The sequence below is a fragment of the Agromyces sp. NPDC056389 genome (assembly GCF_042262385.1).
In the GTDB taxonomy this organism is placed as follows: Bacteria; Actinomycetota; Actinomycetes; order Actinomycetales; family Microbacteriaceae; genus Agromyces.
Genome location: NZ_JBHJPN010000003.1, coordinates 60,760 through 82,565 on the forward strand (window position 1 = coordinate 60,760; position 21,806 = coordinate 82,565).

22 protein-coding genes and 1 tRNA gene are annotated in these 21,806 nt (G+C 69.6%); 19 read left to right on the top strand and 4 right to left on the bottom strand.

The annotated features are described in order from the left end of the window. Positions 1-26: 26 nt before the first annotated feature. Complete coding sequence (locus ACFCVM_RS16350; RefSeq protein WP_375837718.1) at positions 27-1,328, bottom strand: isochorismate synthase MenF; 1,302 nt, start codon at positions 1,326-1,328, stop codon at positions 27-29. A 41-nt stretch (positions 1,329-1,369) separates the two neighbouring features. On the opposite strand from ACFCVM_RS16350, the gene ACFCVM_RS16355 reads away from it, so the two are divergent. The 13 genes from ACFCVM_RS16355 to ACFCVM_RS16415 all read left to right on the top strand — a co-directional run bounded on the left by ACFCVM_RS16355 (position 1,370) and on the right by ACFCVM_RS16415 (position 13,871). Further along, the gene (locus ACFCVM_RS16355; protein WP_375837720.1) at positions 1,370-2,077 is read left to right on the top strand and encodes a class I SAM-dependent methyltransferase; all 708 of its coding nucleotides are present in this window, start codon (positions 1,370-1,372) and stop codon (positions 2,075-2,077) included. Positions 2,078-2,180: 103 nt separating this feature from the next. Next, the gene (locus ACFCVM_RS16360; protein WP_375837722.1) at positions 2,181-3,305 is read left to right on the top strand and encodes a polyprenyl synthetase family protein; all 1,125 of its coding nucleotides are present in this window, start codon (positions 2,181-2,183) and stop codon (positions 3,303-3,305) included. A 16-nt stretch (positions 3,306-3,321) separates the two neighbouring features. Further along, complete coding sequence (locus tag ACFCVM_RS16365; RefSeq protein WP_375837724.1) at positions 3,322-4,701, top strand: FAD-dependent oxidoreductase; 1,380 nt, start codon at positions 3,322-3,324, stop codon at positions 4,699-4,701. Positions 4,702-4,752: 51 nt separating this feature from the next. Further along, positions 4,753-5,418, top strand: coding sequence for a prepilin peptidase (locus tag ACFCVM_RS16370; RefSeq protein WP_375837726.1), 666 nt, complete (start codon positions 4,753-4,755; stop codon positions 5,416-5,418). Positions 5,419-5,680: 262 nt separating this feature from the next. Further along, positions 5,681-5,860, top strand: coding sequence for a Flp family type IVb pilin (locus tag ACFCVM_RS16375; RefSeq protein WP_375837728.1), 180 nt, complete (start codon positions 5,681-5,683; stop codon positions 5,858-5,860). Positions 5,861-5,920: 60 nt separating this feature from the next. Next, positions 5,921-6,307 carry a TadE/TadG family type IV pilus assembly protein gene (locus ACFCVM_RS16380; RefSeq protein WP_375837730.1) on the top strand — a complete coding sequence of 129 codons (387 nt, stop codon included), beginning with the start codon at positions 5,921-5,923 and terminating at the stop codon, positions 6,305-6,307. Then, the gene (locus ACFCVM_RS16385; protein WP_375837732.1) at positions 6,295-7,260 is read left to right on the top strand and encodes a TadE/TadG family type IV pilus assembly protein; all 966 of its coding nucleotides are present in this window, start codon (positions 6,295-6,297) and stop codon (positions 7,258-7,260) included. Before ACFCVM_RS16380 ends, ACFCVM_RS16385 begins: the two co-directional genes overlap by 13 nt. 62 nt (positions 7,261-7,322) lie before the next feature. Further along, entirely contained in the window at positions 7,323-8,078 is a 756-nt protein-coding gene (locus tag ACFCVM_RS16390; protein ID WP_375837733.1) for a Flp pilus assembly protein CpaB, read from the top strand. Then, the gene (locus tag ACFCVM_RS16395; protein ID WP_375837735.1) at positions 8,075-9,406 is read left to right on the top strand and encodes a CpaE family protein; all 1,332 of its coding nucleotides are present in this window, start codon (positions 8,075-8,077) and stop codon (positions 9,404-9,406) included. The genes ACFCVM_RS16390 and ACFCVM_RS16395 overlap by 4 nt, the downstream gene beginning before the upstream one ends. After that, a complete protein-coding gene (locus ACFCVM_RS16400) occupies positions 9,393-10,910 on the top strand; it encodes a CpaF family protein (protein WP_375837736.1) in 1,518 nt (505 codons plus the stop codon). Before ACFCVM_RS16395 ends, ACFCVM_RS16400 begins: the two co-directional genes overlap by 14 nt. Then, a complete protein-coding gene (locus ACFCVM_RS16405) occupies positions 10,907-11,860 on the top strand; it encodes a type II secretion system F family protein (RefSeq protein WP_375837737.1) in 954 nt (317 codons plus the stop codon). The genes ACFCVM_RS16400 and ACFCVM_RS16405 overlap by 4 nt, the downstream gene beginning before the upstream one ends. Positions 11,861-11,869: 9 nt before the next feature. After that, on the top strand, positions 11,870-12,742 hold the full coding sequence (locus ACFCVM_RS16410) for a type II secretion system F family protein (RefSeq protein WP_375837738.1): 873 nt from the start codon (positions 11,870-11,872) through the stop codon (positions 12,740-12,742). A 97-nt stretch (positions 12,743-12,839) separates the two neighbouring features. Continuing rightward, positions 12,840-13,871, top strand: coding sequence for an alpha/beta hydrolase (locus ACFCVM_RS16415; protein WP_375837739.1), 1,032 nt, complete (start codon positions 12,840-12,842; stop codon positions 13,869-13,871). A 47-nt stretch (positions 13,872-13,918) separates the two neighbouring features. On the opposite strand, the gene ACFCVM_RS16420 is transcribed toward ACFCVM_RS16415, so the two are convergent. Both ACFCVM_RS16420 and ACFCVM_RS16425 read right to left on the bottom strand, forming a co-directional pair. Beyond that, entirely contained in the window at positions 13,919-14,407 is a 489-nt protein-coding gene (locus tag ACFCVM_RS16420) for a YajQ family cyclic di-GMP-binding protein (protein ID WP_022891219.1), read from the bottom strand. Between the two features lie 108 nt (positions 14,408-14,515). After that, a complete protein-coding gene (locus tag ACFCVM_RS16425) occupies positions 14,516-15,535 on the bottom strand; it encodes a LacI family DNA-binding transcriptional regulator (protein WP_375837740.1) in 1,020 nt (339 codons plus the stop codon). 189 nt (positions 15,536-15,724) lie between these two features. Here ACFCVM_RS16425 and ACFCVM_RS16430 point away from each other — a divergent pair, with 189 nt between their 5' ends. The 6 genes from ACFCVM_RS16430 to ACFCVM_RS16455 all read left to right on the top strand — a co-directional run bounded on the left by ACFCVM_RS16430 (position 15,725) and on the right by ACFCVM_RS16455 (position 19,886). After that, entirely contained in the window at positions 15,725-15,889 is a 165-nt protein-coding gene (locus ACFCVM_RS16430) for a hypothetical protein (protein ID WP_165877421.1), read from the top strand. A 4-nt stretch (positions 15,890-15,893) separates the two neighbouring features. After that, positions 15,894-16,541 carry a PH domain-containing protein gene (locus tag ACFCVM_RS16435; protein ID WP_375837742.1) on the top strand — a complete coding sequence of 216 codons (648 nt, stop codon included), beginning with the start codon at positions 15,894-15,896 and terminating at the stop codon, positions 16,539-16,541. A gap of 80 nt (positions 16,542-16,621) precedes the next feature. Then, positions 16,622-16,706, top strand: a tRNA-Tyr gene (locus tag ACFCVM_RS16440). Positions 16,707-16,793: 87 nt separating this feature from the next. Then, positions 16,794-17,609: an inositol monophosphatase family protein gene (locus ACFCVM_RS16445; protein ID WP_375837743.1), complete on the top strand. Its 816-nt coding sequence runs from the start codon at positions 16,794-16,796 to the stop codon at positions 17,607-17,609. Positions 17,610-17,794: 185 nt separating this feature from the next. Continuing rightward, a complete protein-coding gene (locus ACFCVM_RS16450) occupies positions 17,795-19,567 on the top strand; it encodes a peptidoglycan DD-metalloendopeptidase family protein (RefSeq protein ID WP_375837745.1) in 1,773 nt (590 codons plus the stop codon). Between the two features lie 49 nt (positions 19,568-19,616). Continuing rightward, positions 19,617-19,886, top strand: a complete 270-nt coding sequence (locus ACFCVM_RS16455; protein WP_375837746.1) for a CHY zinc finger protein — start codon at positions 19,617-19,619, stop codon at positions 19,884-19,886. A gap of 59 nt (positions 19,887-19,945) precedes the next feature. Here the strand turns inward: ACFCVM_RS16455 and ACFCVM_RS16460 are convergent, their stop codons facing one another. After that, a complete protein-coding gene (locus ACFCVM_RS16460) occupies positions 19,946-21,637 on the bottom strand; it encodes a glycoside hydrolase family 13 protein (protein WP_375837747.1) in 1,692 nt (563 codons plus the stop codon). Positions 21,638-21,806: the final 169 nt, after the last annotated feature.

The window sequence follows — 21,806 nt, forward strand, 5'->3', positions numbered from 1 at the left end:
CGCGGCGAGCTGACGCGGCTCGCGGGTCAGCCGCCGAAGGCCTCGACGATCGGGCGGAACTTCATCACGGTCTCCGCGAGCTCGTCGGCGGGCACCGAGTCGTGCACGATGCCGCAACCGGCATATGCGGTGACGGTGCCATCGGCGTCGACCTGTGCGCAGCGCAGCGCGATCGCCCACTCGCCGTCGCCGCCGCCGTCGATCCAGCCGACGGGGCCTGCATAGCGGCCGCGGTCGAAGCCCTCGAGCTCGGCGATCGCGGGCAGCGCGATGCGTCGCGGCGTGCCGGCGACAGCGGCCGTCGGGTGCACCGCCCGCACGAGGTCGAGCGAGCTCGAGCCGTCGCCGAGCGTGCCCTTGAGGTCGGTGGCGAGGTGCCAGAGGTTCGGCAGCTGCAGGGTGAAGGGCTCGGGGCTCGTGTCGAGCCGGGCGGTGTGCGGGGCGAGCCGCTTCACCGCGCTCTCCACGGCGAGGGCGTGCTCGGCGCGATCCTTCTCGGACGCGGCGAGGGCGAGCGCCCGCTCCCGGTCGGAGGCCTCGCCGGCGCCGCGCGAGGCGGTGCCCGCGAGCACGCGCGCAGAGACGGTGCCGTGGTCGACGCGCACGAGCGTCTCGGGGCTCGCGCCGATGAGGCCGTCGACGGCGAAGACCCACGTGTCGGGATAGTCCTCGGCGAGCCGGTTGATCGTGGCCCGAAGTCCGGCGTCTTCATGCAGCTCGCCCACGAGCTGGCGCGCGAGCACCACCTTCTCGAGTTCGCCGGCGTCGATGCGGCGCACGGCCTCGGCGACGGCCGTCTCGTATGCCTCGGGCGGCAGCGAGCCCGGCGTGAATGCCACGCGCGGAACCTGTCGCTTCGGCGCCGGCACGGGGAGCACGGCCTCGAGCTCGGCGGTGTCGGCGGAGCCGGTGGCATCCGTCGCCTCGTCGACCGGGTCGAGCGAGACGCGCGTGACCCAGGCGCGGCCGTCGCGGCGCCCCATCACGAGCTCGGGCACGATGAGCACGCTCGTCGCCTCGGACTCGTCGGCGAACGCGAACGCGCCGAACGCCACGAGCCCGGTGCCGGGCAGGCCCACGCGATCGTCGACCTCGGCGAGAGCGGCGAGCGAGGTCCACGCGGCTCCGGCGTCTTCGACCCGGGTCGGGCCGGTCGTCTCGATGCGGACGACCTCGCCGAGCCCCACGATGCCCTCGCCGCGGCGCATCCACACGAGCGGATGCCGCGGATCGGCGCGCGGGATCAGCGGCTCCGTCTCATCGACGGCCACGGTGCGAACGACGAGCCGAGCATTCGCGGCCCGCGCCGCGCCATCCGTCTGACTCACCGCCCCAGCCTACGCCCGGCTGCGCGCCGTAGGATCGAGGGATGACCCGCGCAGATCTCGGCAAGCAGCCCGACCAGGTGTCGGCGATGTTCGATCGCGTCGCCGCAAGCTACGACCGCACCAACACCGTGCTCTCGGTGGGCAACGCCCCGCTCTGGCGCGTGGCCACGACGCGTGCCGTCGATCCGAAGCCGGGTCAGCGCATCCTCGACGTCGCCGCCGGCACCGGCACCTCGAGCGCGAGCCTCGCGAAGTCGGGGGCCTCCGTCGTCGCGGCCGACTTCTCACCCGGCATGATCGAGGTCGGCCGCAAGCGCCAGGCCGGCGTGCAGAACCTCGTGTTCGTCGAGGCCGACGCCACGAAGCTGCCCTTCGGCGACGACGAGTTCGACGCCGTCACGATCTCGTTCGGCCTGCGCAACGTCAACGAGCCCAAGAAGGCGCTCGCCGAGTTCTTCCGCGTCACCAAGCCCGGCGGCCGTCTCGTGATCTGCGAGTTCTCGACGCCTCCCGCTCCGCTCGTGCGCACCGGCTACGGCATCTACCAGCGCTACGTCATGCCGCCGCTCGTGAAGCTCTCGAGCTCGAACGACACGGCCTACGACTACCTCAACGAGTCGATCAACGCGTGGCCCGACCAGCGCACCCTCGCCGCGTGGATCCGCGAGGCGGGCTACGCGGATGTCGCGTGGCGCAACCTCACCCTCGGCGTCGTCGCGCTGCACCGCGCGACCAAGCCGCTCGCCTGAGTGCACTCGCCCGAGCGCACTCGCCTGAATGGCGATCGGCACCGGTGCGGTTCGCCGCGGCCGTCGCGCGTGACGGCAGATCGACCCCGATAGGCTAGTGAGCGTGAAACCGAGTCACCCGGTCGCCCGTCGAGGCTCATCGCTCGCCGCCAATCTCGGGCTCAGCGAGCGCGTCTTCGCGACCTCGGCCGACAAGGCCATGGCGAAGGCGATCGACGCGGGGCTCGATCGCGTCGAGGCGGGCCTCCTCGACGAGGTGCGGTTCGCCGACACCATCGCGGATGTCTCGACGCGCTACCTGCTCCAGGCGGGCGGCAAGCGCGTGCGCCCCATGCTGACGCTGCTCACGGCGCAACTCGGCGCCGGCGTGACCGACGACGTGGTCACCGCGGCAGAGGCCATCGAGATCACGCACCTCGCGAGCCTGTACCACGACGACGTCATGGACGACGCAGATCGGCGCCGGGGCGTGCCGAGCGCGCAGTCGGTGTGGGGCAACTCCGTCGCCATCCTCACCGGCGACCTGCTCTTCGCCCGCGCCAGCCAGCTCATGGCCGGACTCGGCGAGGGCGCGATCCGCATGCAGGCGCGAACCTTCGAGCGGCTCGTGCTCGGCCAGCTGCACGAGACCGTCGGCCCGCAGCCCGGTGACGACCCCATCGCCCACTACATCCAGGTGCTCGCCGACAAGACCGGCTCGCTCATCGCGGCCGCCGCGCAGTCGGGCATCATCTTCTCGGGCGCCGACCCCGGCTTCGAAGCACCCATCATCGAGTTCGGCGAGAAGATCGGCGTGGCCTTCCAGCTCGTCGACGACGTCATCGACCTCTCGCCGCAGCCGGCCGAGACCGGCAAGGTGCCCGGCACCGACCTGCGTGCCGGGGTCGTGACGCTGCCGATGCTGCGGCTCGTCGAGCAGGCGCGCAGCGACGCGGCATCCGCTGCCCTGCTCGAGCGCATCGAACGCGACGTGGTCATCGCCACCGCACCGGCCGCTGCCGCCGACCCGATCGACACGAACACCATGGCCTCGCGCATCGTGCCGTCGAAGGAGACGGTCGACGCGATCATCGCCGAACTTCGGGAACACGAAGCCACGCGCGCTACGCTCGCTGAGGCCCACCGTTGGGCGCGCGAGGCGGTCGCCGCCCTCGCGCCGCTGCCCGAGGGCAGTGTGAAGAAGGCGCTCACACGATTCGCAGAGACGGTCGTCGAGCGCGAGAGCTGATGGAGAGACCACGCACGTGACGAGGAACAAGCTGAGACTGGCGATCGTCGGGGCAGGCCCCGCCGGCATCTACGCCGCAGACATCCTGTTGAAGGCAGAACGCAACTTCGACGTCTCGATCGACCTCTTCGATCACCTGCCCGCGCCATACGGGCTCGTGCGCTACGGCGTCGCGCCCGACCACCCGCGCATCAAGGGCATCATCACGGCGCTTCGCGAGGTGCTCGATCGCGGCGACATCCGCATCTTCGGCAACGTGAAGTTCGGTGAGGACATCACGCTCGACGACCTGAAGAAGCACTACAACGCCGTCATCTTCGCGACCGGCGCCGTCAAGGACGCCTCGCTGAACATTCCCGGTGCCGAGCTCGAGGGCTCCTACGGCGCCGCCGAATTCGTCAGCTGGTTCGACGGGCACCCCGACTTCCCGCGCACGTGGCCGCTCGACGCGGAGCAGGTCGCGGTCATCGGCAACGGCAACGTCGCGCTCGACGTGGCGCGCATCCTCGCCAAGCACGTCGAAGACCTCATGTCGACCGAGATCCCCTCGAACGTCGCCGCCGGCCTCGCCGCCTCGCCCGTCACCGACGTGCACGTGTTCGGCCGTCGCGGCCCGACCTCCGTGAAGTTCACGCCGCTCGAACTGCGCGAACTCGGCGAGCTGCGCGACATCGACATGATCCTGTACGACGAGGACTTCGACTACGACGACGCCGCACGTGCGGCGGTCTCGGGCAACAAGCAGGTCTTCGTCATCGACAAGGTGCTGAACCAGTGGCGCCAGCGCGAGACCGGCGAGGCCTCGCGTCGCCTGCACCTGCACTTCTTCGCGAAGCCGCTCGAGCTCGTCGACGACGGCGAGGGCCGGGTCGGCGCGATCCGCTGGGAGCGCACAGCCCCCGACGGCGAGGGCGGCGTGGTCGGCACCGGCGAGATCCGGGAGCTGCCCGTGCAGGCCGTCTACCGCGCCGTGGGCTACTTCGGCTCCCAGCTGCCCGGCATCCCCTTCGACAAGAAGTTCGGCGTGATCCCGAACCACGAGGGCCAGGTGCTGATCCGCGACAAGGAGACGGGCGAGGCGCGCCAGATGTACGGCGTCTACGCGACCGGCTGGATCAAGCGCGGGCCGGTGGGGCTCATCGGGCACACCAAGTCCGACGCCATGGAGACCATCAAGCACCTCATCAACGACCTCGGCAACTGGTGGGACCCCGAGTCCCCGTCGGAGGAGTCGGTCGTCGAGATGCTCGAGTCGCGCGGCATCCGCTGGACCGACCTCGACGGCTGGCACCGACTCGACGAGCACGAGCAGGCGCTCGGCTCCGCCGAGGGGCGCGTGCGCGTGAAGGTCGTGCCCCGCGACGAGATGGTCGACATCTCGCGCGCCGAGGCGTAGCCGCTCCTCGACGCGCCGTTTCGCGGCGGTCGTGCCACTACGCTGCTCACCATGCCCTTCGCATGGTCGAGCCTCGTCGTGACGATCGTCGCCGTGCTGCTCGGCTTCGCGCTCGGCTGGTGGCCGCTCGCGACCTGGGCCGAGCGGTCGATGAAGGGCGAGCGGATGCCGCGGCGCACGCTGCGGACTGTTCGCCTCGCCGCCGCGATCACCACCGCCGCCGTCTTCGGCGTGCTCGCCCTGCGGTTCGGGCTCTCCTGGACGCTGCCAGCGCTGCTCGCCTTCGCCGCGTGCGCGACCGTGCTGTCGATCGTCGACCTCGCCGAGAAGCGCCTGCCGAACGCCGTGATCTTCCCGGCGCTCGGCGCCGTCGCGGTACTGCTCGTGCCGGCGACGTGGGCGACCGGCGCGTGGATGCCGATCGTGTGGGCCCTGACGGGCTCTGCGGCGATGTTCGCCGTGTACTTCGTGCTGGCGCTCATCTCGCCCGCCTCGATGGGCATGGGTGATGTGAAGCTCGCGCTCGTGATCGGTCTGCTGCTCGGCTGGTTCGGTCTGTCGGCGTGGCTCGTGGGGCTGCTCGCGGCCTTCGTCGTCGGGGGAGCGATCGCCCTGGTGGCGCTGGCGCTGAAACGGGTGACGCTGCGCGGGTCGATCCCGTTCGGACCGTCGATGCTCGCGGGAGCGCTGATCGCGGTGGTGCTCGTCGGGGGCTGAGCGCGCTCTCACGACGGGGCGGCGTGTACCCCGAAACGGAGACTCGTGTACCCCATTCCGGAGGGGCGCCGACACCCCCAGAGCGGGGGGACATTCGTGCGCCTCGTCGATGGAATACGGCCGATGGGAGCGGTTTTCCATGTCGTGCGCGGCCAGAACCCCCGAAAGGGGGCGTAGGTACGCCGATTGCCCGCAGTTACGTTCAGTCATCCGCTGGTACCCGCCAGTCGGAATTCCGTCCTCGAACCCGAAGGATACTGAAATGCTCAAGGCATACACGCGCACCGTTGCGCGACTCAACTCCCTCCGCACCGACGAGGCCGGCAACGCGGCCGAATACGGCCTCATCGTCGCCGGTGTCGCCGTGGTGATCATCTCCGGACTCGCCCTGCTCGCCGCAGCCCTCAACGGCCTGTTCGGCGAAGTCGCCGGAAAGCTCTGACACCATCGGCCCGTGCGTACGACCCCTGAGGTCCTCGGGGGTCGTACGCGGTCTCTCATCATGACCCGTCATCTCGCACGAACCGAACGCGGCGCAGCGGCAGTCGAGTTCGCGCTGATCGTGCCAGTCCTCCTCCTCCTCGTCTTCGGCGTCATCGAGTTCAGCCGGCTCTACAACGAGCAGATCTCGCTGACGAACGCAGCGCGCTCCGCCGCCCGCGTCATGGCGATCGGCAACAATCAGGCCGCCGCCGTCGCCGAGGCGATCGTGGCGGCACCGGCACTCGACCCGCCACTCACGGGAGGCGATGTCGCCGTCTCGCCGAGCGCCTGCACCGTCGGAGCGACGACCACCGTGACGATCACCTACAGCGCATCGCTCCTCACCGGCTGGTTCGGCACGACGATCCCGCTGACCGGGAAGGCGGCAATGCCATGCGGAGGCTGATCGCCCGTCTCCGGGCCGAACGCGGCGCGAGCGCCGTGCTCTTCGGCCTGATGCTCATCCCCCTGGTGGGGGCCGCGGGAATCGCGGTCGATGTCGGCGCCCTCTACGCGGAGCGCGCGCAACTGCAGAACGGCGCCGACGCCGTGGCCCTTCGGATCGCCATCGCGTGCTCGCGGAACGAATCGACGTGTTCGGCGTCGAACGCCGGAAGCCTCGCAGGCGACAACGCACTCGATGGTGTCGCGGCCATCGGCGGCGTCACGATCGACCGCGTCGGGAACCTGGTCACGGTCAGCACGAACAGCGAGGACATCGGCGTTCGCCACCCCCTCGCCTCGATGCTGCCGGGCATCGGGGACGCGACGGTCGTGCACGCGACCGGCGCCGCCGAATGGGGCGTGCCGATCCGAGGCACGACGATCCCGCTCGCCATCGCCGAATGCGAGCTCACCGGCCGACTCGCGACTCTCGATGCCGCCAACCCGTCCCGCATCCTCCTGCGGAGCGACACGAACGCACCATGCCCGTCGGGACCGCCGGGCGGGTTCGGATGGCTGTCGGACGGCGATTGCGAGGTCACGCTCGGCGACAACGCCGTCGTCGTGGGAACCACCGGCAACAACCCCGGCGGCACGGGATGCACGAACGCGCAGCTCGATCTCCTCGGCAAGACGGTGCTCGTTCCGCTCTACGACCTCTATCAGAGCCAAGGCAGCCACGGCAGCTACACGATCTCTCGTTTCGCCGCGTTCTACATCACCGGCACGAAGTTCGGCGGCAACTCGACCGAGCGCTATCTCAACGGCGTCGCGGCGGCCCCGACGTTCAGCGGGAGCGCCCGTGGACTCCAGGGCTACTTCGTCCGCTACGTGTCGCTCAGTGACGCGTTCGAACTCGGGGACGGACCAGACCTCGGGTCGTATGTCGTCCGGCTGACGCTCCGAACGTCGTAGCCCACTCAGACACGAATCTCCATGAAAGATCTGCCAGATCTCCCTACAGAAAGGCGCCCGAGATGATCCGGGTCATCGGTGCAATCGTCGCAGTCCTCCTCGCCACGGCAGGCGCAGTCGCGCTCGTGTTCTACGTGCAGGGCGCCGACCAGCGCGCAGCAGCAGGTGCGCGATTCGAGGACGTCTACCTCGTCACGGAACAGGTGCCGAAGGGCACCCCGGGCGAGGACGTCAAGAACTTCATCGAAGTCGGTCAGTTGCCGGAACTCGCCGTGCAGCCCGGTGTCGTCACCGATCTCGACGAGCTGGCCGGGCTCGTCTCCACCGCGGATCTGCTGCCCGGCGAACAACTCATCGCGGCACGCTTCTCCGACCCGCAGGAGCTCGCCGCCGGCGGAGAGGTGGTACTGCCCGAGGGGACGCAGGAGGTCACCGTGGCCCTGGAGGTCGAACGCGTCGCCGGAGGCGTCGTCGTGCCCGGCAGCACGGTCGGAGTCGTCATCACCTCCAACACCGACTCCCACCTCCAGACCAGTCAGCCGCCGACGACCGACACGCAGTTCGCCTTCCACAAGATGCTCGTCACCCGGGTCACTCCCGGGCAGGGATTCACCACCGGCGAGGCGGACGCGTCGACCAGCGAGACCGTCGGCACGATCATGGTGACGTTCGCGGCCACGACACCCCAGGTGGAGAGGCTCGTGTTCGCGGCCGAACAGCAGAAGGACGGCGCCGGAGGCATCTGGTTGACGCTCGAACCCGAGACCGCAGACGAGACCGGGTCGGCTCGTCGTACCGGAGAGAACATCTTCCAGTGACCAGGTATCTCCTCGTCAGCAGAAGTGCGGAGTACGAGTCGCGGCTCCGTCGCCTCCTTCGTGCGCACTTGCAGTCGGTGCCGGGCGAGTACTTGTCATTCGGCGTCGACGAGGCCGCCGATCAGGTCACCGGTGACCCGCGGATCGCGTTGCTCGGCCCATTGCTGAGCTTCGAGGAGACGAAGGGACTCAGCACCGCGCTCGTGGAGCGGTACCCGGGGATCGGCGTTGTCGTCGTCCGCGAGCAGCGCTCGGACCTCGAGGACTGGGTCGACGGGATCGAGATACATGCCGTGCTGAGCCCCGAGGCCGCCGACACCACGATGGAGGCGCTGCTGTCCAGGCTCGACGGATGGCTCGTCGACTCCGGCCGGCTGGACCCCTTCGTCGAGAGCGGACTGACTGATGGCGAACGAGACCTCATCGCGGAGGCCGAATCGCTGACCTTCGTCGACCTCGACGGCAGTGCAGCCGATGACGTCGACGTCGACGTCGTGCCCCGCGAGGCGCCGATGGACGAGCGATCGGTCCTGCCAGAGCTCGGCCCCGGGGTGCGGAGCGAGGTCATCGTGGTCGCCGCGCCGAAAGGCGGGCAGGGCAAGACGACACTCGCCGTCAACCTGGCGGCAGGGCTCGCCGAGGTCGAACCGAACTCCGTGGTCCTCGTGGACGCCGACGTGCAGTTCGGTGACATCGCCAACGCGCTCGATCTCACCGTCCACCACGCGCTGCCCGATGTGATCGGCGCCCAGGACGACGAAGTGGCGCTGAAATCGCTCTTGACGCACCATCCCGACGGCTTCTTCGTGATCCCTGCTCCGCTTGCACCCGAGCTCGCCGACGAGGTGTCGACGGATGGGCTCGGCGGCCTGCTCACCACGTTGTCCTCGATGTTCGCGTATGTCGTCGTCGACACCACCCCGGGCCTCGGAGAGCACACCCTGGTGGCACTCGAACACGCCACCGATGGCGTCTTCGTCTCGAACATGACGGTGCCGAGCCTGAGAGCGCTGCGGAAGGAGTTCGAAGTGCTCGTCGCACTGCAGATGATCCCCGCGAACCGGCACATCGTGCTCAACTTCGTGGAGAAGAACAACGGACTCCTCCTGAAGGACGCCGAGGCGATCATCGGTGCCCCCGTCGACGTCTCGGTGCCGCGGTCGGTCGAGGTCGTGCTCGCGTCCAACACCGGTGTGCCGTTGATCCATCGCGACTCCCGCGACCAGGCCGCACGAGCGCTCCGCGCCGTGGTCCGGCGAATCGAACCGGCTGCAGTGTCCACGCGCAAGCGAACCCAGAGAAAGGTGCGACGCGATGAATCTGAGTGATCGACTGCAACACGCACGTGGAGCGCACCGCGCTGACGATGACGAGACATCGGGCACGCAGCGCCCGGCGGACGAGCTCGAGCTCGAAGCGATCGTGCCCCCCGCCCCGGATGTCCGCCGGTCGGAATCATCCGCAGGCGGTGCAGACCACACCCGCGTGTGGTCGGCCCTTGCGGCACCCGAGGCGATGCACGATGCTGCGACGTCGGCGATGCTCGAACTCAAGGAGCGAGCCGCCCAGGAGCTCTTCCGTCGGATCGGCGCTCGGCTGAACGACACGAGCCTCTCCGAGGAGCAACTGCATGCGCTCGCGCGCGAGGAGCTCACTCGGATCGTCGAGGACGAGCAGATCGCCCTCACGGTTTCGGAACGGAATCGGCTGATCACCGAGATCGGCGCCGACGTGCTGGGGTTCGGGCCGCTCGAACCACTGCTCGACGATCCCGAGGTGTCCGAGATCATGGTGAACCGCTTCGACCAGATCTTCGTCGAGCGCAGCGGCCGGCTCTACGAGTCACGCAGCAGGTTCAACAGCGAGGCGCAGCTCCGCCGCGTGATCGAACGGATCGTATCCCGGGTCGGTCGGCGCATCGACGAGTCGTCGCCGCTCGTCGACGCCCGTCTCGAAGACGGTTCGCGCGTCAACGCGATCATTCCGCCGCTCGCCGTCGACGGTTCGTCCTTGACGATCCGGAAGTTCTCGCAGACTCCGTTCACGGTCGACGATCTCGTGCGGTTCGACACCATCACGAGGGAGATGGCGACCCTGCTCGACGCCGCTGTCCGGGCGAAGCTCAACATCCTCGTGTCCGGTGGCACCGGCACCGGCAAGACCACGCTGCTCAACGTGCTCTCCGCGTTCATTCCGGGAGACGAGCGCATCATCACGATCGAGGACGCCGTCGAGCTGCAACTGCAGCAGGAGCACGTGGTGCGGCTCGAATCGAGACCCGCGAACATCGAGGGTCGCGGTGAGATCACGATCCGCGATCTCGTTCGCAACTCGCTCCGCATGCGCCCCGACCGCATCGTGATCGGCGAGGTGCGGGGCGGCGAGAGCCTCGACATGCTGCAGGCGATGAACACGGGACACGAGGGCTCGATCTCGACGATCCACGCCAACTCGCCCCGCGATGCACTCGCCCGCCTCGAGACGCTGGTGCTCATGGCCGGGATGGACCTTCCGCTCCGAGCCATCCGTGAACAGGTCTCATCCGCGATCGATGTCATCGTGCAGATCTCCCGGCTCAGGGATGGGTCGCGTCGCGTCGTCAGCATCACCGAGGTGCAGGGGATGGAGGGCGACGTCGTGACCCTCCAGGATGCGTTCTCGTTCGACTATGCGGCCGGAGTCGACTCCGACGGGCGGTTCATCGGGCACGCCGTCCCGACCGGCGTGCGCCCGAGATTCGTGGAGCGCTTCGCCGATCTCAACATCGAGGTTCCGACCTCGATCTTCCAATACCGGCCTCGTGCCGGTGCCCTGGTGGGAGAGATCCTGTGAACGGCCTGCTGGCGATGGGCGTCGTGCTCGCGCTCCTCGCCCTGCTCGCAATCGTCTTCCTCGTCGTGGCGCCGCCGCCGAAGCGCGTGCCGCTCGAACGTCGACTGGCTCCCGGCACGGTGCACGTCTCGGCGCTGACGAAGGCAACCGACCGCACCGTGGCGACGATCGCCGGGGCGATGGGCAAGCGCCAGAACCGCATGTTCGGAGAGGAGGCGCTCGAGCTCGCGGGCCTCAAGATGCAGCCGTCCGCCTTCGTCCTGCTGGTCTTCTCCCTCGCGGCCGTCCTCGCCATGATCGGCGTCGTCCTCGGGTTCGGGTCGTTCTGGGCGGTCGTGTTCGCGGTGCTCTTCGCGGCGAGTGCGCCGCCCCTCGCGAAGCTCTACCTCGTTCGCCGAGCTGCGAAGCGCCGCTCCGCCTTCGCCGACCAGCTCGACGACACCCTCCAATTGGTGTCGGGAAACCTCCGGGCCGGTCATGGACTGACACAGGCGATCGATTCCGTCGCCCGATACGCCGATGCACCGACCTCCGAGGAGTTCGCACGGATCGTCAACGAATCCCGGATCGGGCGGGACCTGGGCGTCGCGCTGACGGGCACCGCGGAGCGGATGCGCTCCGACGACTTCATGTGGGCGGCGCAGGCGATCGCCATCAACCGCGAGACCGGTGGCAACCTCTCCGAGGTCCTGCAGCGAACCGCGGCGACGATCCGCGAGCGGAACCAGATCCGCCGTCAGGTGAAGGCACTCAGCGCGGAGGGCCGTCTCTCGGCGATCATCCTCATCGCGCTCCCCATCGCGGTGTTCGCGATCGTCTCGTTCATGCAGCCCGGCTATCTCGCGCCGTTCTTCGAATCGCTTCTCGGCTGGGCCGCCCTCTCCATCGCCGTCATCCTCATGATCATCGGAACCATCTGGATGCTGTTCGCCGTCCGAGTCAAGTTCTAGGAGGTCACCATGTCGAACCTCTTCGTCTACCTCGCCATCGCGGCAGTGGCCGCAGGCATCGGGCTGCTCATCTACCTCGTGTTCGCGGCGCTCCCCGCCAGGGCCGATGTCGTCGCGGTGCTCGCGCCCCCGACCGAGGCGGAACGCGAGCGCGTCGAGCGCCCGACGTTCTCGGCATCCCTTGCCGCGGTCATGCCGCGCGGCTACGTCGGCTGGGTGCAGCGGAAGATCGTCTTCGCCGGTCGGGCAGGGTCGTGGACGGTCGGCGGATTCCTCGTCGTGAAGTCCGTGCTCACCGTGTTCGCGGTGCTCTTCGCCCTCGGCGCGATCCTGCTGGCACCCGGAGCGCTTCAGACGGCCCTCGGCATCGTCTTCGGTCTGCTGCTCTTCGTCACGCCCGAGGTGATCCTCGGCAGCCGTGCCGATGACCGCCAGAAGGCGATCCAGCTGGCATTGCCCGACACTCTCGATCAGATGACGATCGCCGTCGAAGCCGGCCTCGGTTTCGAGGCGGCGATGGCCAGGGCCGCCCACGGCGGCACCGGGCCGCTCTCCGACGAGCTGATCAGGACCCTGCAGGACATGTCGATCGGCCGATCGCGGTCCGACGCCTACTCGGCTCTGCTCGCCCGCACCGATTGCGACGACCTCAAACGATTCATCCGCGCCGTGCAACAAGCCGACAGGTACGGCATCGCCGTTGCGGACGTGCTTCGCGTCCAGGCGGGGGAGATGCGGGTCCGGCGGAGGCAGCGAGCCGAGGAGCAGGCGATGAAGGTGCCGATCAAGGTCGTCTTCCCGCTCGTCTTCGCGATTCTCCCGGTGCTGTTCATCGTGCTCCTGTTCCCCGCCGCGCTCGGGATCATGGACGCATTCGCGTAGGACGCCGAGCCGCCCGGTCCAGATGGTCGGCGCGCACCCGATCCTCCCCGACCGATGACGAGGCCCCCCTAGGCTGGTGTCGACGCGAGGGGGGCCGGTGAGCGACGACGAGCAGTGGCGACCCGACGTGCTCGGCGCCGGATTCGAACAGCTCACCCTCCCGCTCGGCACCGACAACGAGGGAGAGGTCGTGGCCACCCTCGTACGGCACCGGCCGCCGTGGCGCCTGCGATTGGGGCGAGGCGCGGCATCCGGAGCCGACGTGCTCTACGTGCACGGATGGAGCGACTACTTCTTCAACCCCGGTCTCGCCGAGTACTGGTCGAACGCCGGCGCGCGGTTCTTCGCGCTCGACCTGCGCAAGTACGGACGCAGCCTCCGCCCGGGCCAGACGCCCGGGTTCATCACCGACCTCGCCGACTACGACGCCGACATCGCCGCCGCGCTCGCCGCGATGGGGCACGGCACGCCCGACGGCTCGGACGGCGGGGAAGCCGCATCGAGGGGCAGCAACGGGAGGCCGCTGATCCTGCTCGGGCACTCGACAGGCGGGCTCACGCTCAGCCTGTGGGCCGCGCGACACCGTGGTCGCGCCGCCGCGCTCGTGCTCAACAGCCCGTGGCTCGAGTTCCAGGCGAGCAAGGTGGGCCGTGAGGCGCTCGCGCCGGTCATCGGGTGGGGGGCGAAGGTGAACCCGCTCGCGCCGCTGCCGAACGTCGATCTTGGCTTCTACACGCGCACGGTCTCGAGGGAGTTCGACGGCGAGTGGGAGTACGACCGCGACTGGCGGCCGGATCGCGGGTTCACGGTGCATCCGGCGTGGCTGAACGCGGTGCTCGCCGGGCACGCCACCGTCGCGGCCCGCATCGACGTGGGCGCCCCGGTGCTCACGCTGCTGTCGAAGCGGTCGACCCTGCAGGCCCGCTGGGACCCGGCGATGGCATCGAGCGACATCGTGCTCGTGGTCGACGAGGTCGCCGAGCGAACGCTCCGTCTCAGCCAGATCGGCGCCGTGGCGCGCATCGACGGCGCGCTGCACGACGTGTTCCTCTCGCGCGCCCCCGTGCGTGCGGCCGCCTACGACGCGATCACCCAGTGGCTGCGCGGCTACGCGCCGCACCGCCGCTGAGCAGCAGGCGACTCAGCAGCTCGCGGCGCAGCGCCAGCGCGGGCGCGCTAGCGGAAGTTGACGAACTGCAGCGCGACCTCGAGGTCCTTGCCCTTGAGCAGCGCCATCGTCGCCTGCAGGTCGTCGCGGCTCTTCGACGAGACGCGCACCTCGTCGCCCTGCGTCTGGCTCTTGACGCTCTTCGGCGCCTCGTCGCGGATGATCTTGTTGATCTTCTTCGCGTTCTCGGAGTCGATGCCGGCCTTCATCGTGGTCTCGATGCGGAACTCCTTGCCCGACGGGAACGGCTCTCCGGCGTCGAGCGACCGCAGCGAGATGCCGCGCTTGATGAGCTTGGCCTCGTAGACCTCGAGGATCGCCTTCGCGCGCTCCTCGCTGTTGGCCTTGATCAGCACCTTCTCGCCGGACTGCTCGATCGACGCACCGACGTTCTTGAAGTCGTAGCGCTGCGCGACCTCTTTCTGCGCCTGGTGGAGGGCGTTGTCGGCCTCCATCTGGTCGACCTTGGAAACGATGTCGAACGTTGCATCTGCCATGCCGCCAGTGTATCGACGAGCGGATGCCGCGTGGCTCTTCACACCGCACCGGCGGGCGGATGCCGCGGGCATGGCGCCTCGCGCCCGCCCCGGGCGCCCCGTGGCGGATCAGGCCGGCGGGCGGGCCGTCGACGAGCGCACCCGCAACTCGTACGGCAGGGGAGTGGCCGCGGGCGTCGCGGCATCCGCGCTGCTCGGCTCGAGCTCGTCCATCAGGATCTCGACCGCCATCTCGCCCTGCACGCGCGGGAACTGCGCGACGGTCGTGAGCCCGAAGAAGTCGGAGAGGTCGTGGTCGTCGATACCCGCGATCGAGACGTCGCGCGGCACGACGAGGCCGAGGTCGCGGGCCGCGAGGATCGACCCGATGGCCATCTCGTCGGATGCGGCGAAGATCGCCGTCGGTCGGCCGTGCGGTGCGCCGAGCAGCTGCTTCGCGGCGTGGTACCCGCCGCGGATCGTGAAGTCGGCCGGTGCGAAGAGGCGCGGGTCGACGTCGATGCCGGCGTCGCGGAGTGCGCCCTCGTAGCCGATGCGGCGGTTCGTCGGCAGGTGGAAGTCCATGTCGAACTCGAGGTCGCCGCCGATGTGCGCGATGCGGGTGTGGCCGAGGCCGATGAGGTGCTCGGTCGCGAGCCGGGCGACGGCGACGTCGTCGATCGTGAGGGTGCGCACCCCCGGGATGGGGCCGCCGACGCCGACGAGCGGCTTGCCGAGTTCGTGCAGGCGTGCGACCTCGGGTTCGGTGAGTTCGAGGGAGACGGCGATGACCGCGTCGACGCGCTGGCGCAGCAGGAAGTGCTCGAAGACGCTCGCACGCTCGTGCCCGTCGCCGGAGAGGTTGTAGAGGGTCAGGTCGTAGCCGCTGCGGAGGAGGGACTGCTGGGCGCCCTCGAGTACCGAGGAGAAGAACCATCGGTTCAGGAACGGCACGACGACGCCGATGTTGCGGGTACGGCCCGAAGCGAGACTCGAGGCGTTGGAGGAGACGACGTAGCCGAGCCGCGCCGCGGCCTCCTCGACCTTCGCCTTCGAGCCGGGGGAGACGTGGCCGCGGCCGCTGAGCGCGCGCGACACCGTCGCGGTGGAGACTCCCGCGAGTCTCGCGACCTCTTCGATGCCGGCCATGGTTCCTCATTCCCGGCCATGCCGAGTCGATCCCCGGCCCCGCCGAGTCAGGGAAATCCTACTCGTCCGTACCGACCGCGCCCCGCGTGGCGCGTTGTCTCCGCGCGGCGGGTGGGATAGAAATACGTGTCGGGGCCGGCTCACGGGGGTGGCGGCCGCCCCAGTCGCCGTCTCGAAGGGAAAGCACCCGTGAAGTGGCTCAAGGGCATCGCCGTTGCGTTGGTCGTGATCTTCGCCTTGTTCTACATGATCAGCCGTCCAGAAGACGCTGCGAACGTGGTGCAGGGTGCGTTCGGCGCCGTCGTCTCGGCCACCGAGGCCGTCGGCAGGTTCTTCAGCTCCCTCGCCTCATGACGCCATGAGCGTGTTCGGATTCGATCCGCGCGTCGAGCGCCACCTCATCTCCGATGAGGGCGAGGTGATCGTCGACGAGGTGCGCAAGCACTGGGCGGCGGTCGTCGGCGCCGCGCTCGAGATGTCCGCGGCCGTTCCCGCGCTGATCCTCCTCGCGTGGGTGCCGCAGCAGCTGTACTGGTTTCCGCTCTTCCTCGCGCTCTTCCTCTTCCTGCACGGCCTCTGGCGAATCCTGCAGGCGCGCATGGATCGCTTCGTGATCACGAACATGCGCGTGTTCCGCGTGCACGGAATCCTGTCGCAGCGCATCGCGACCATGCCGATCTCCCGCATCCTCGACATCTCGGTGCATACGCCGCTCATCGGTCGGGTGTTCGGCTACGGCCACTTCGTCTTCGAGTCGGCCGCGCAGGACCAGGGGCTCCGCGAGATCAGGTTCGTCGGGTCGCCCGACGAGCGCGGCGCCACGATCCAGCGTGTCATCCAACGCTCCGGCCTGCGCGGACCCGCCCGGCAGATGGGTCGCAGCGAGCAGTTCGAACCGGCGGCGCACCCACCGCGCTACGACCCGGCGCCGCAGCCCGATCGCTACGACACGAGCCCGCCGCGCGACCCGAACGACACCGCCGAGATGCCCTGGTGGCGGTCGTAGGCCGTCGATTTCTCGCACCGGCCCTCGACGGGTACCATTGACAGGCCCCCGGTTGTGTGCAGAACGTGGTCGGGTGCGATGGCGAGTTACCCAAGCGGCCAAAGGGATCTGACTGTAAATCAGACTGCTCAGCATTCGGGGGTTCGAATCCCTCACTCGCCACCAGAAAAGCCCCGGTGATCCGGGGCTTTCGTGGTTCAAGGGGGCGGATGCCGCGGCGCGGCGTCCATCCCGTCCCGCTAGCGTGTCTCCATGACTGATGAGGCATCCGCTGCACTGCTCGACCTCGCACGGCGCATCGCGCTGCACGCGGCGGAGTCCGCACTCGAGGCCCGTCGCGGCGGAGTGAGCGTCGCCGCGACGAAGTCGTCGCCCGTCGACATCGTCACCGCGGTCGACCGCGACACCGAGGCCCTCATCCGCCGGCTCGTGCTCGAGGCACGACCCGACGACGGCATCGTCGGCGAGGAGGACGAGGCGCGCATCGGCTCGAGCGGAATCAACTGGGTCGTCGATCCGATCGACGGCACCGTGAACTTCCTCTACGGCGTTCCGGCCTGGGCGATCAGCATCGCGGTCGTCGAGGGGTCGAGTGACCCGACACGATGGACGGCGCTCGCGGCCGTCGTCGTCAATCCGAGCACGGGCGAGGTCTTCGAGGCGCGCGCCGGCGGTGGCGCGAGGCTCGACGGGCGGCCCCTGCGTGCGAACACGGAGGTGCCGCTGAGCCACGCGCTCGTCGGCACCGGATTCTCCTACTCGTCCGAAGCGCGACGCGCGCAGGCCGAGGTGCTGCTCGAACTGCTTCCGCTCGTGCGGGACATCCGGCGCAGCGGCTCCGGGGCGCTCGACCTGTGCTCCGTCGCTGCCGGGCGGCTCGACGCGTACTACGAGCGCGGGTTGAGCCCGTGGGACCATGCCGCCGGTGCGTTGATCGCCCAGGAGGCGGGCGCGAGGGTCGGCGGGCCGGGCGGCGGAGCCGGCACTTCCGAACTCGTGCTCGCGGCGGCACCGGCGTTGTACGAGGAGATCGCAGCGGTGCTGCGACGCGCCGGAGTCGATGCCTGACGAATCAGGCCGCGATCTCCGCGGATGTCGTGGACTTGCAGCGTTCTGACAGGCGGAAATCACTGTTCGACATGGCGTGCGCGACTGAGAACGGTTAGTCTTTACCAACCTGTTATCTCGACCTTCGTCGTGATGCCCACCTCCCAGCCTTGTCCGATTCCACGAAGCCGAGAGTTTTCCCCCACGTGCTCGAGTCCCCCCTCGTGCCCGACGATTCCACGCCAGGCACCCAGGCCCTTTCGCGGCCCGAGCGACCCCTGACCCGTCGTGAACTCCGTGAGCGGGAGTCGGCCGAGACCGCTGCAGCGCAGCGTGCCGCGGCGTTCGCACAGCCGCAGCCGGCCCAGGCGGCGGTGCCTGCGGCACCGGTCGAACGGCCGGCGGATGCCTCGTGGCAGGCCGTGTTCACCCCGGCTGCCGCGCCGGCCCCGGCATCTCCCGCGGCTCCGATGTTCACCTCGGCTCCCGTCCCCCCGGCCTCCGCTTCGGCTCCGGTCTTCGCCCAAGCTCCCGGCGCCCCGGCCTCGGGCGCATTGCGACCGAGACGATCGGCCACCGCGAATCCGCTCTCGCCGACACCGCCGTCGGAACCCCTCGTTCCTGCGATTCCCGCAGCACCCGCAGCACCTGTAGTCCCCGCATCACCCGCACTTCTCGCAGCACCCGCTCCGACCCCCCAGGCCGAGCCGGTCGACCACCCGGTCGACAGGACCTCGGCCTTCTCCGTGTCACCGGCCGACGCGGGCTCCGAGTCGGGCGCCGGTTTCGACGCGCTCTTCGCCGGGCTCGGAGACGAGCCCGAGGCACAGGATCGCGGCGGCCGCCGTGCTGAGGCATCCGCTCGTTCGCCTCGACCCTCTCGCGCCGAGCGCAAGGCCGAGAAGGCGGCGAAGAAGGGCGGTACCGCGCGATCCGCCGCTCCCGACCAGCCGCGGGCGGTACCGGTCGCACCGCCCGAGGCGAGTGCAGCTGCCACCGACGACTTCGCCGCCGTGATCGCCGCCTCCGCGATGACCCGCGTCCCCGACCTCGCCCCGATGCCCGCTTCCGACCCGCAGGGGGCTGAGCAGTTCGCGCCGACGGCGGTCTGGCAGCCGTCGAACGGCATCGCAGCGGCATCGCAGCGGCCTCGCCGTTCCGCAAGTGCGGACTCGGTCGGCGCGCGGCGCTCCACGGGGCGCGAAGCAGCCCCCGCCGGCGCGACCCAGGCTTCGCCCAAGGCGCCCGCCAAGGGCCGCGTGAAGCGCGTCGGGCGAGTCGCCCGCATGTCGAGCGGCTTCGCGGCGATGAGCTTCGCGGCACTGCTCGCGGTCACGACATCGGTGCCCTCGCTCTCGCTCCTGTCGCCCGCCGACGTGCAGGCCATGGCGCTCGAACGGGCCACGATCGGCTCCGAGCCCGGCCAGCAGGTCGAGATCACCGGCGGAACGCTCGCGCAGACCGTGCAGCAAGAGGGCTACGAGACGCAGACCATCGAGGAGTACGCCCGCGCTGCCGGCATCCGCCCCGAGGCGTCGTTCACGAACAACCCGTCGGGCACGATCCAGTGGCCGTTCGCCGTCGGCGTGCACGTCGGCGACCGGTTCGGGTACCGCGACTGCGCCGGCTGCTCGAGCGACCACGGCGGTCAGGACTTCAACCCCGGCCTCGGCGCCGAGATCCAGGCGATCGCCGACGGCGTCGTCGCGAACTCGACCGATTCCGGCGGTTCCCTCGGTGTGGTCATGATGATCGACCACGTGATCGACGGCGAGGTCGTCACGAGCGTCTACGCGCACATGGTCAGCGGTTCGCGTCGCTTCGAGACCGGCGACACGGTCAAGGTCGGCGACGTGATCGGCAAGACCGGCAACACCGGCATGTCGACCGGCCCGCACCTGCACTTCGAGATCCGTCTCGGCGGCATGAACGGCACCAAGGTCGATCCGCTCGACTGGCTGTACGCCAACACCAACTGACGTGCGACCGCACGTCTACGGGCGCACCGTCGACGACGAGACTCGTTGCGTGCACTACGCGACGGCCGTCGACATCATCGCCATCCGATTCGCGTGCTGTGACCGCTACTACCCCTGCCATGCCTGCCATGCAGAGGCCGAATCGCACCCGGTGGTCGTTCGGCCACGCGCCGAATGGAACGCGCCCGGCATCCTGTGCGGCGCCTGCGGCACCGAGCTCTCGGTGACCGAGTACCGCGCCGGCGAGGCGTGTCCGGTCTGCGGTGCGGACTTCAACCCGCGCTGCCGCCTGCACTGGGAGCTCTACTTCGAGCCGTAGACCGCTCGTGCGCGGCCGGGGCAGTCCCGGCCGCGCCAGCGAAGCGGTGACGTGAAGCGTCAGGCAGCGAGCCAGACCGTCGTGTCGGCGGGAAGAACACGCCCGTCGATCGGCTCGCTCGAGAGCAGCACGTCGCCCTCGGGCAGCTCGATGGGGGCGTCCCCGGCATTGGCGACCACGACGACGTCGCCGTTCCGGAACGCGATGACCGACTCGGGGTAGCCCGGAAGCCATTCGAGCGTGCCGGCGCCGAGGTCGTGCGCGCGCCGCTGCGCGAGTGCATCCCGGTAGAGCGAGAGCGTCGAGGAGGGGTCGCCCTGCTGCACGTCGCGTGCGAGCTCCGCCCACTGCGCGGGCTGCGGGAGCCACGAGGCATCCGACGGGCCGAAGCCGTACGAGGGCGCCGTCGATTCCCAGGGGAGGGGCACGCGGCATCCGTCGCGCCCGTACCGTTCGCCGTTCGTGCGGAACCACGTCGGGTCCTGGCGGGCGTCGTCGGGCACGTCGATGACCTCGGGCAGGCCGAGCTCCTCACCCTGGTAGAGGTAGACCGAGCCGGGCAGTGCGAGCATGAGCGCGGTCGCGGCGCGGGCGCGGCGAAGGCCGGGCGCGTACTCGGGCAGCCCCTTCGAGCGCGGCCCGAGGCCGTGGCCCTGCGGGTTCGCCTCGGTGACCGAGAGCCGGGTCGCGTGGCGCACGACGTCGTGGTTCGAGAGCACCCAGGTCGAGGGCGCGCCGACCGCGGCGAACGCCGCGAGGGAGTCGTCGATGACGTGGCGCAGCGCCTCGGCGTTCCACGGCGTCTCGAGGTACGCGAAGTTGAACGCCTGATGCATCTCGTCGGGGCGCACCCAGTTGGCGAGGCGGGGCAGCGGGTCGACCCACGCCTCGGCCGCGAGCACGCGGTCGTCGGGGTACTCGTCGAGGAGCTTCCGCCAGTCGCGGTAGATCTCGTGCACGCCGTCCTGGCCCCAGTAGGGCGCACTGTCGCCGGGTTCGTCGGAGATCTCGGGTTCGAGGGGCACACCGGATGCCGCGGGGGTGACACCGGCGGCGCCGCCCATGCTGCCGCCCTCGGCAGGGGGCGTGAAGTCGGGCAGGCCGTCGGCCTTGATCATGCCGTGGGCGACGTCGACGCGGAATCCGTCGACACCGCGGTCGAGCCAGAAGCGCAGGATGCCGCGGAACTCCTCGCGCACCTCTTCATTGGTCCAGTCGAAGTCGGGCTGCGAGCTGTCGAAGAGGTGCAGGTACCACTGGCCGGGCGTGCCGTCGGCCTCGACGACACGGGTCCAGGCCGGCCCGCCGAAGACCGACTCCCAGTTGTTCGGCGCCTCGGAGCCGCCCTCGCCGCGGCCGTCGCGGAAGAGGTAGCGAGCGCGCTCGGCGCTGCCGGGCGCCGCGGCGAGCGCCGCCTGGAACCACTCGTGCTCGTCGGATGAGTGGTTCGGCACGAGGTCGACGATGACGCGGATGCCGCGGGCGTGCGCCTCGGCGACCATCGCGTCGAAGTCGGCGAGGGTGCCGAAGAGCGGGTCGACGTCGCAGTAGTCGGCGACGTCGTAGCCGGCGTCCCGTTGCGGCGAGGTGTAGAAGGGGGAGAGCCAGATCGCGTCGATGCCGAGCTCCTGCAGCGAGCCGAGGCGCGACGTGATGCCGGCGAGGTCGCCCATGCCGTCGCCGTTCGCGTCGGCGAACGACCGGGGGTAGATCTGGTAGATCGCGGCGGTGCGCCACCATTCGGAAGTCATGCGGAAACTGTACGTCATCCGGATACACGATGGAAACGCTTGCAGTTTGCACTCGTCACGCGATGGTTACAAACCGGTATCAATGCGTGCTGCCCGGTTTGGTAAAGGGCGCGAGGCAAGGTATACCTGTAATCGCTTGCACCAAGCGAGCACTCCACATACGGAAGAA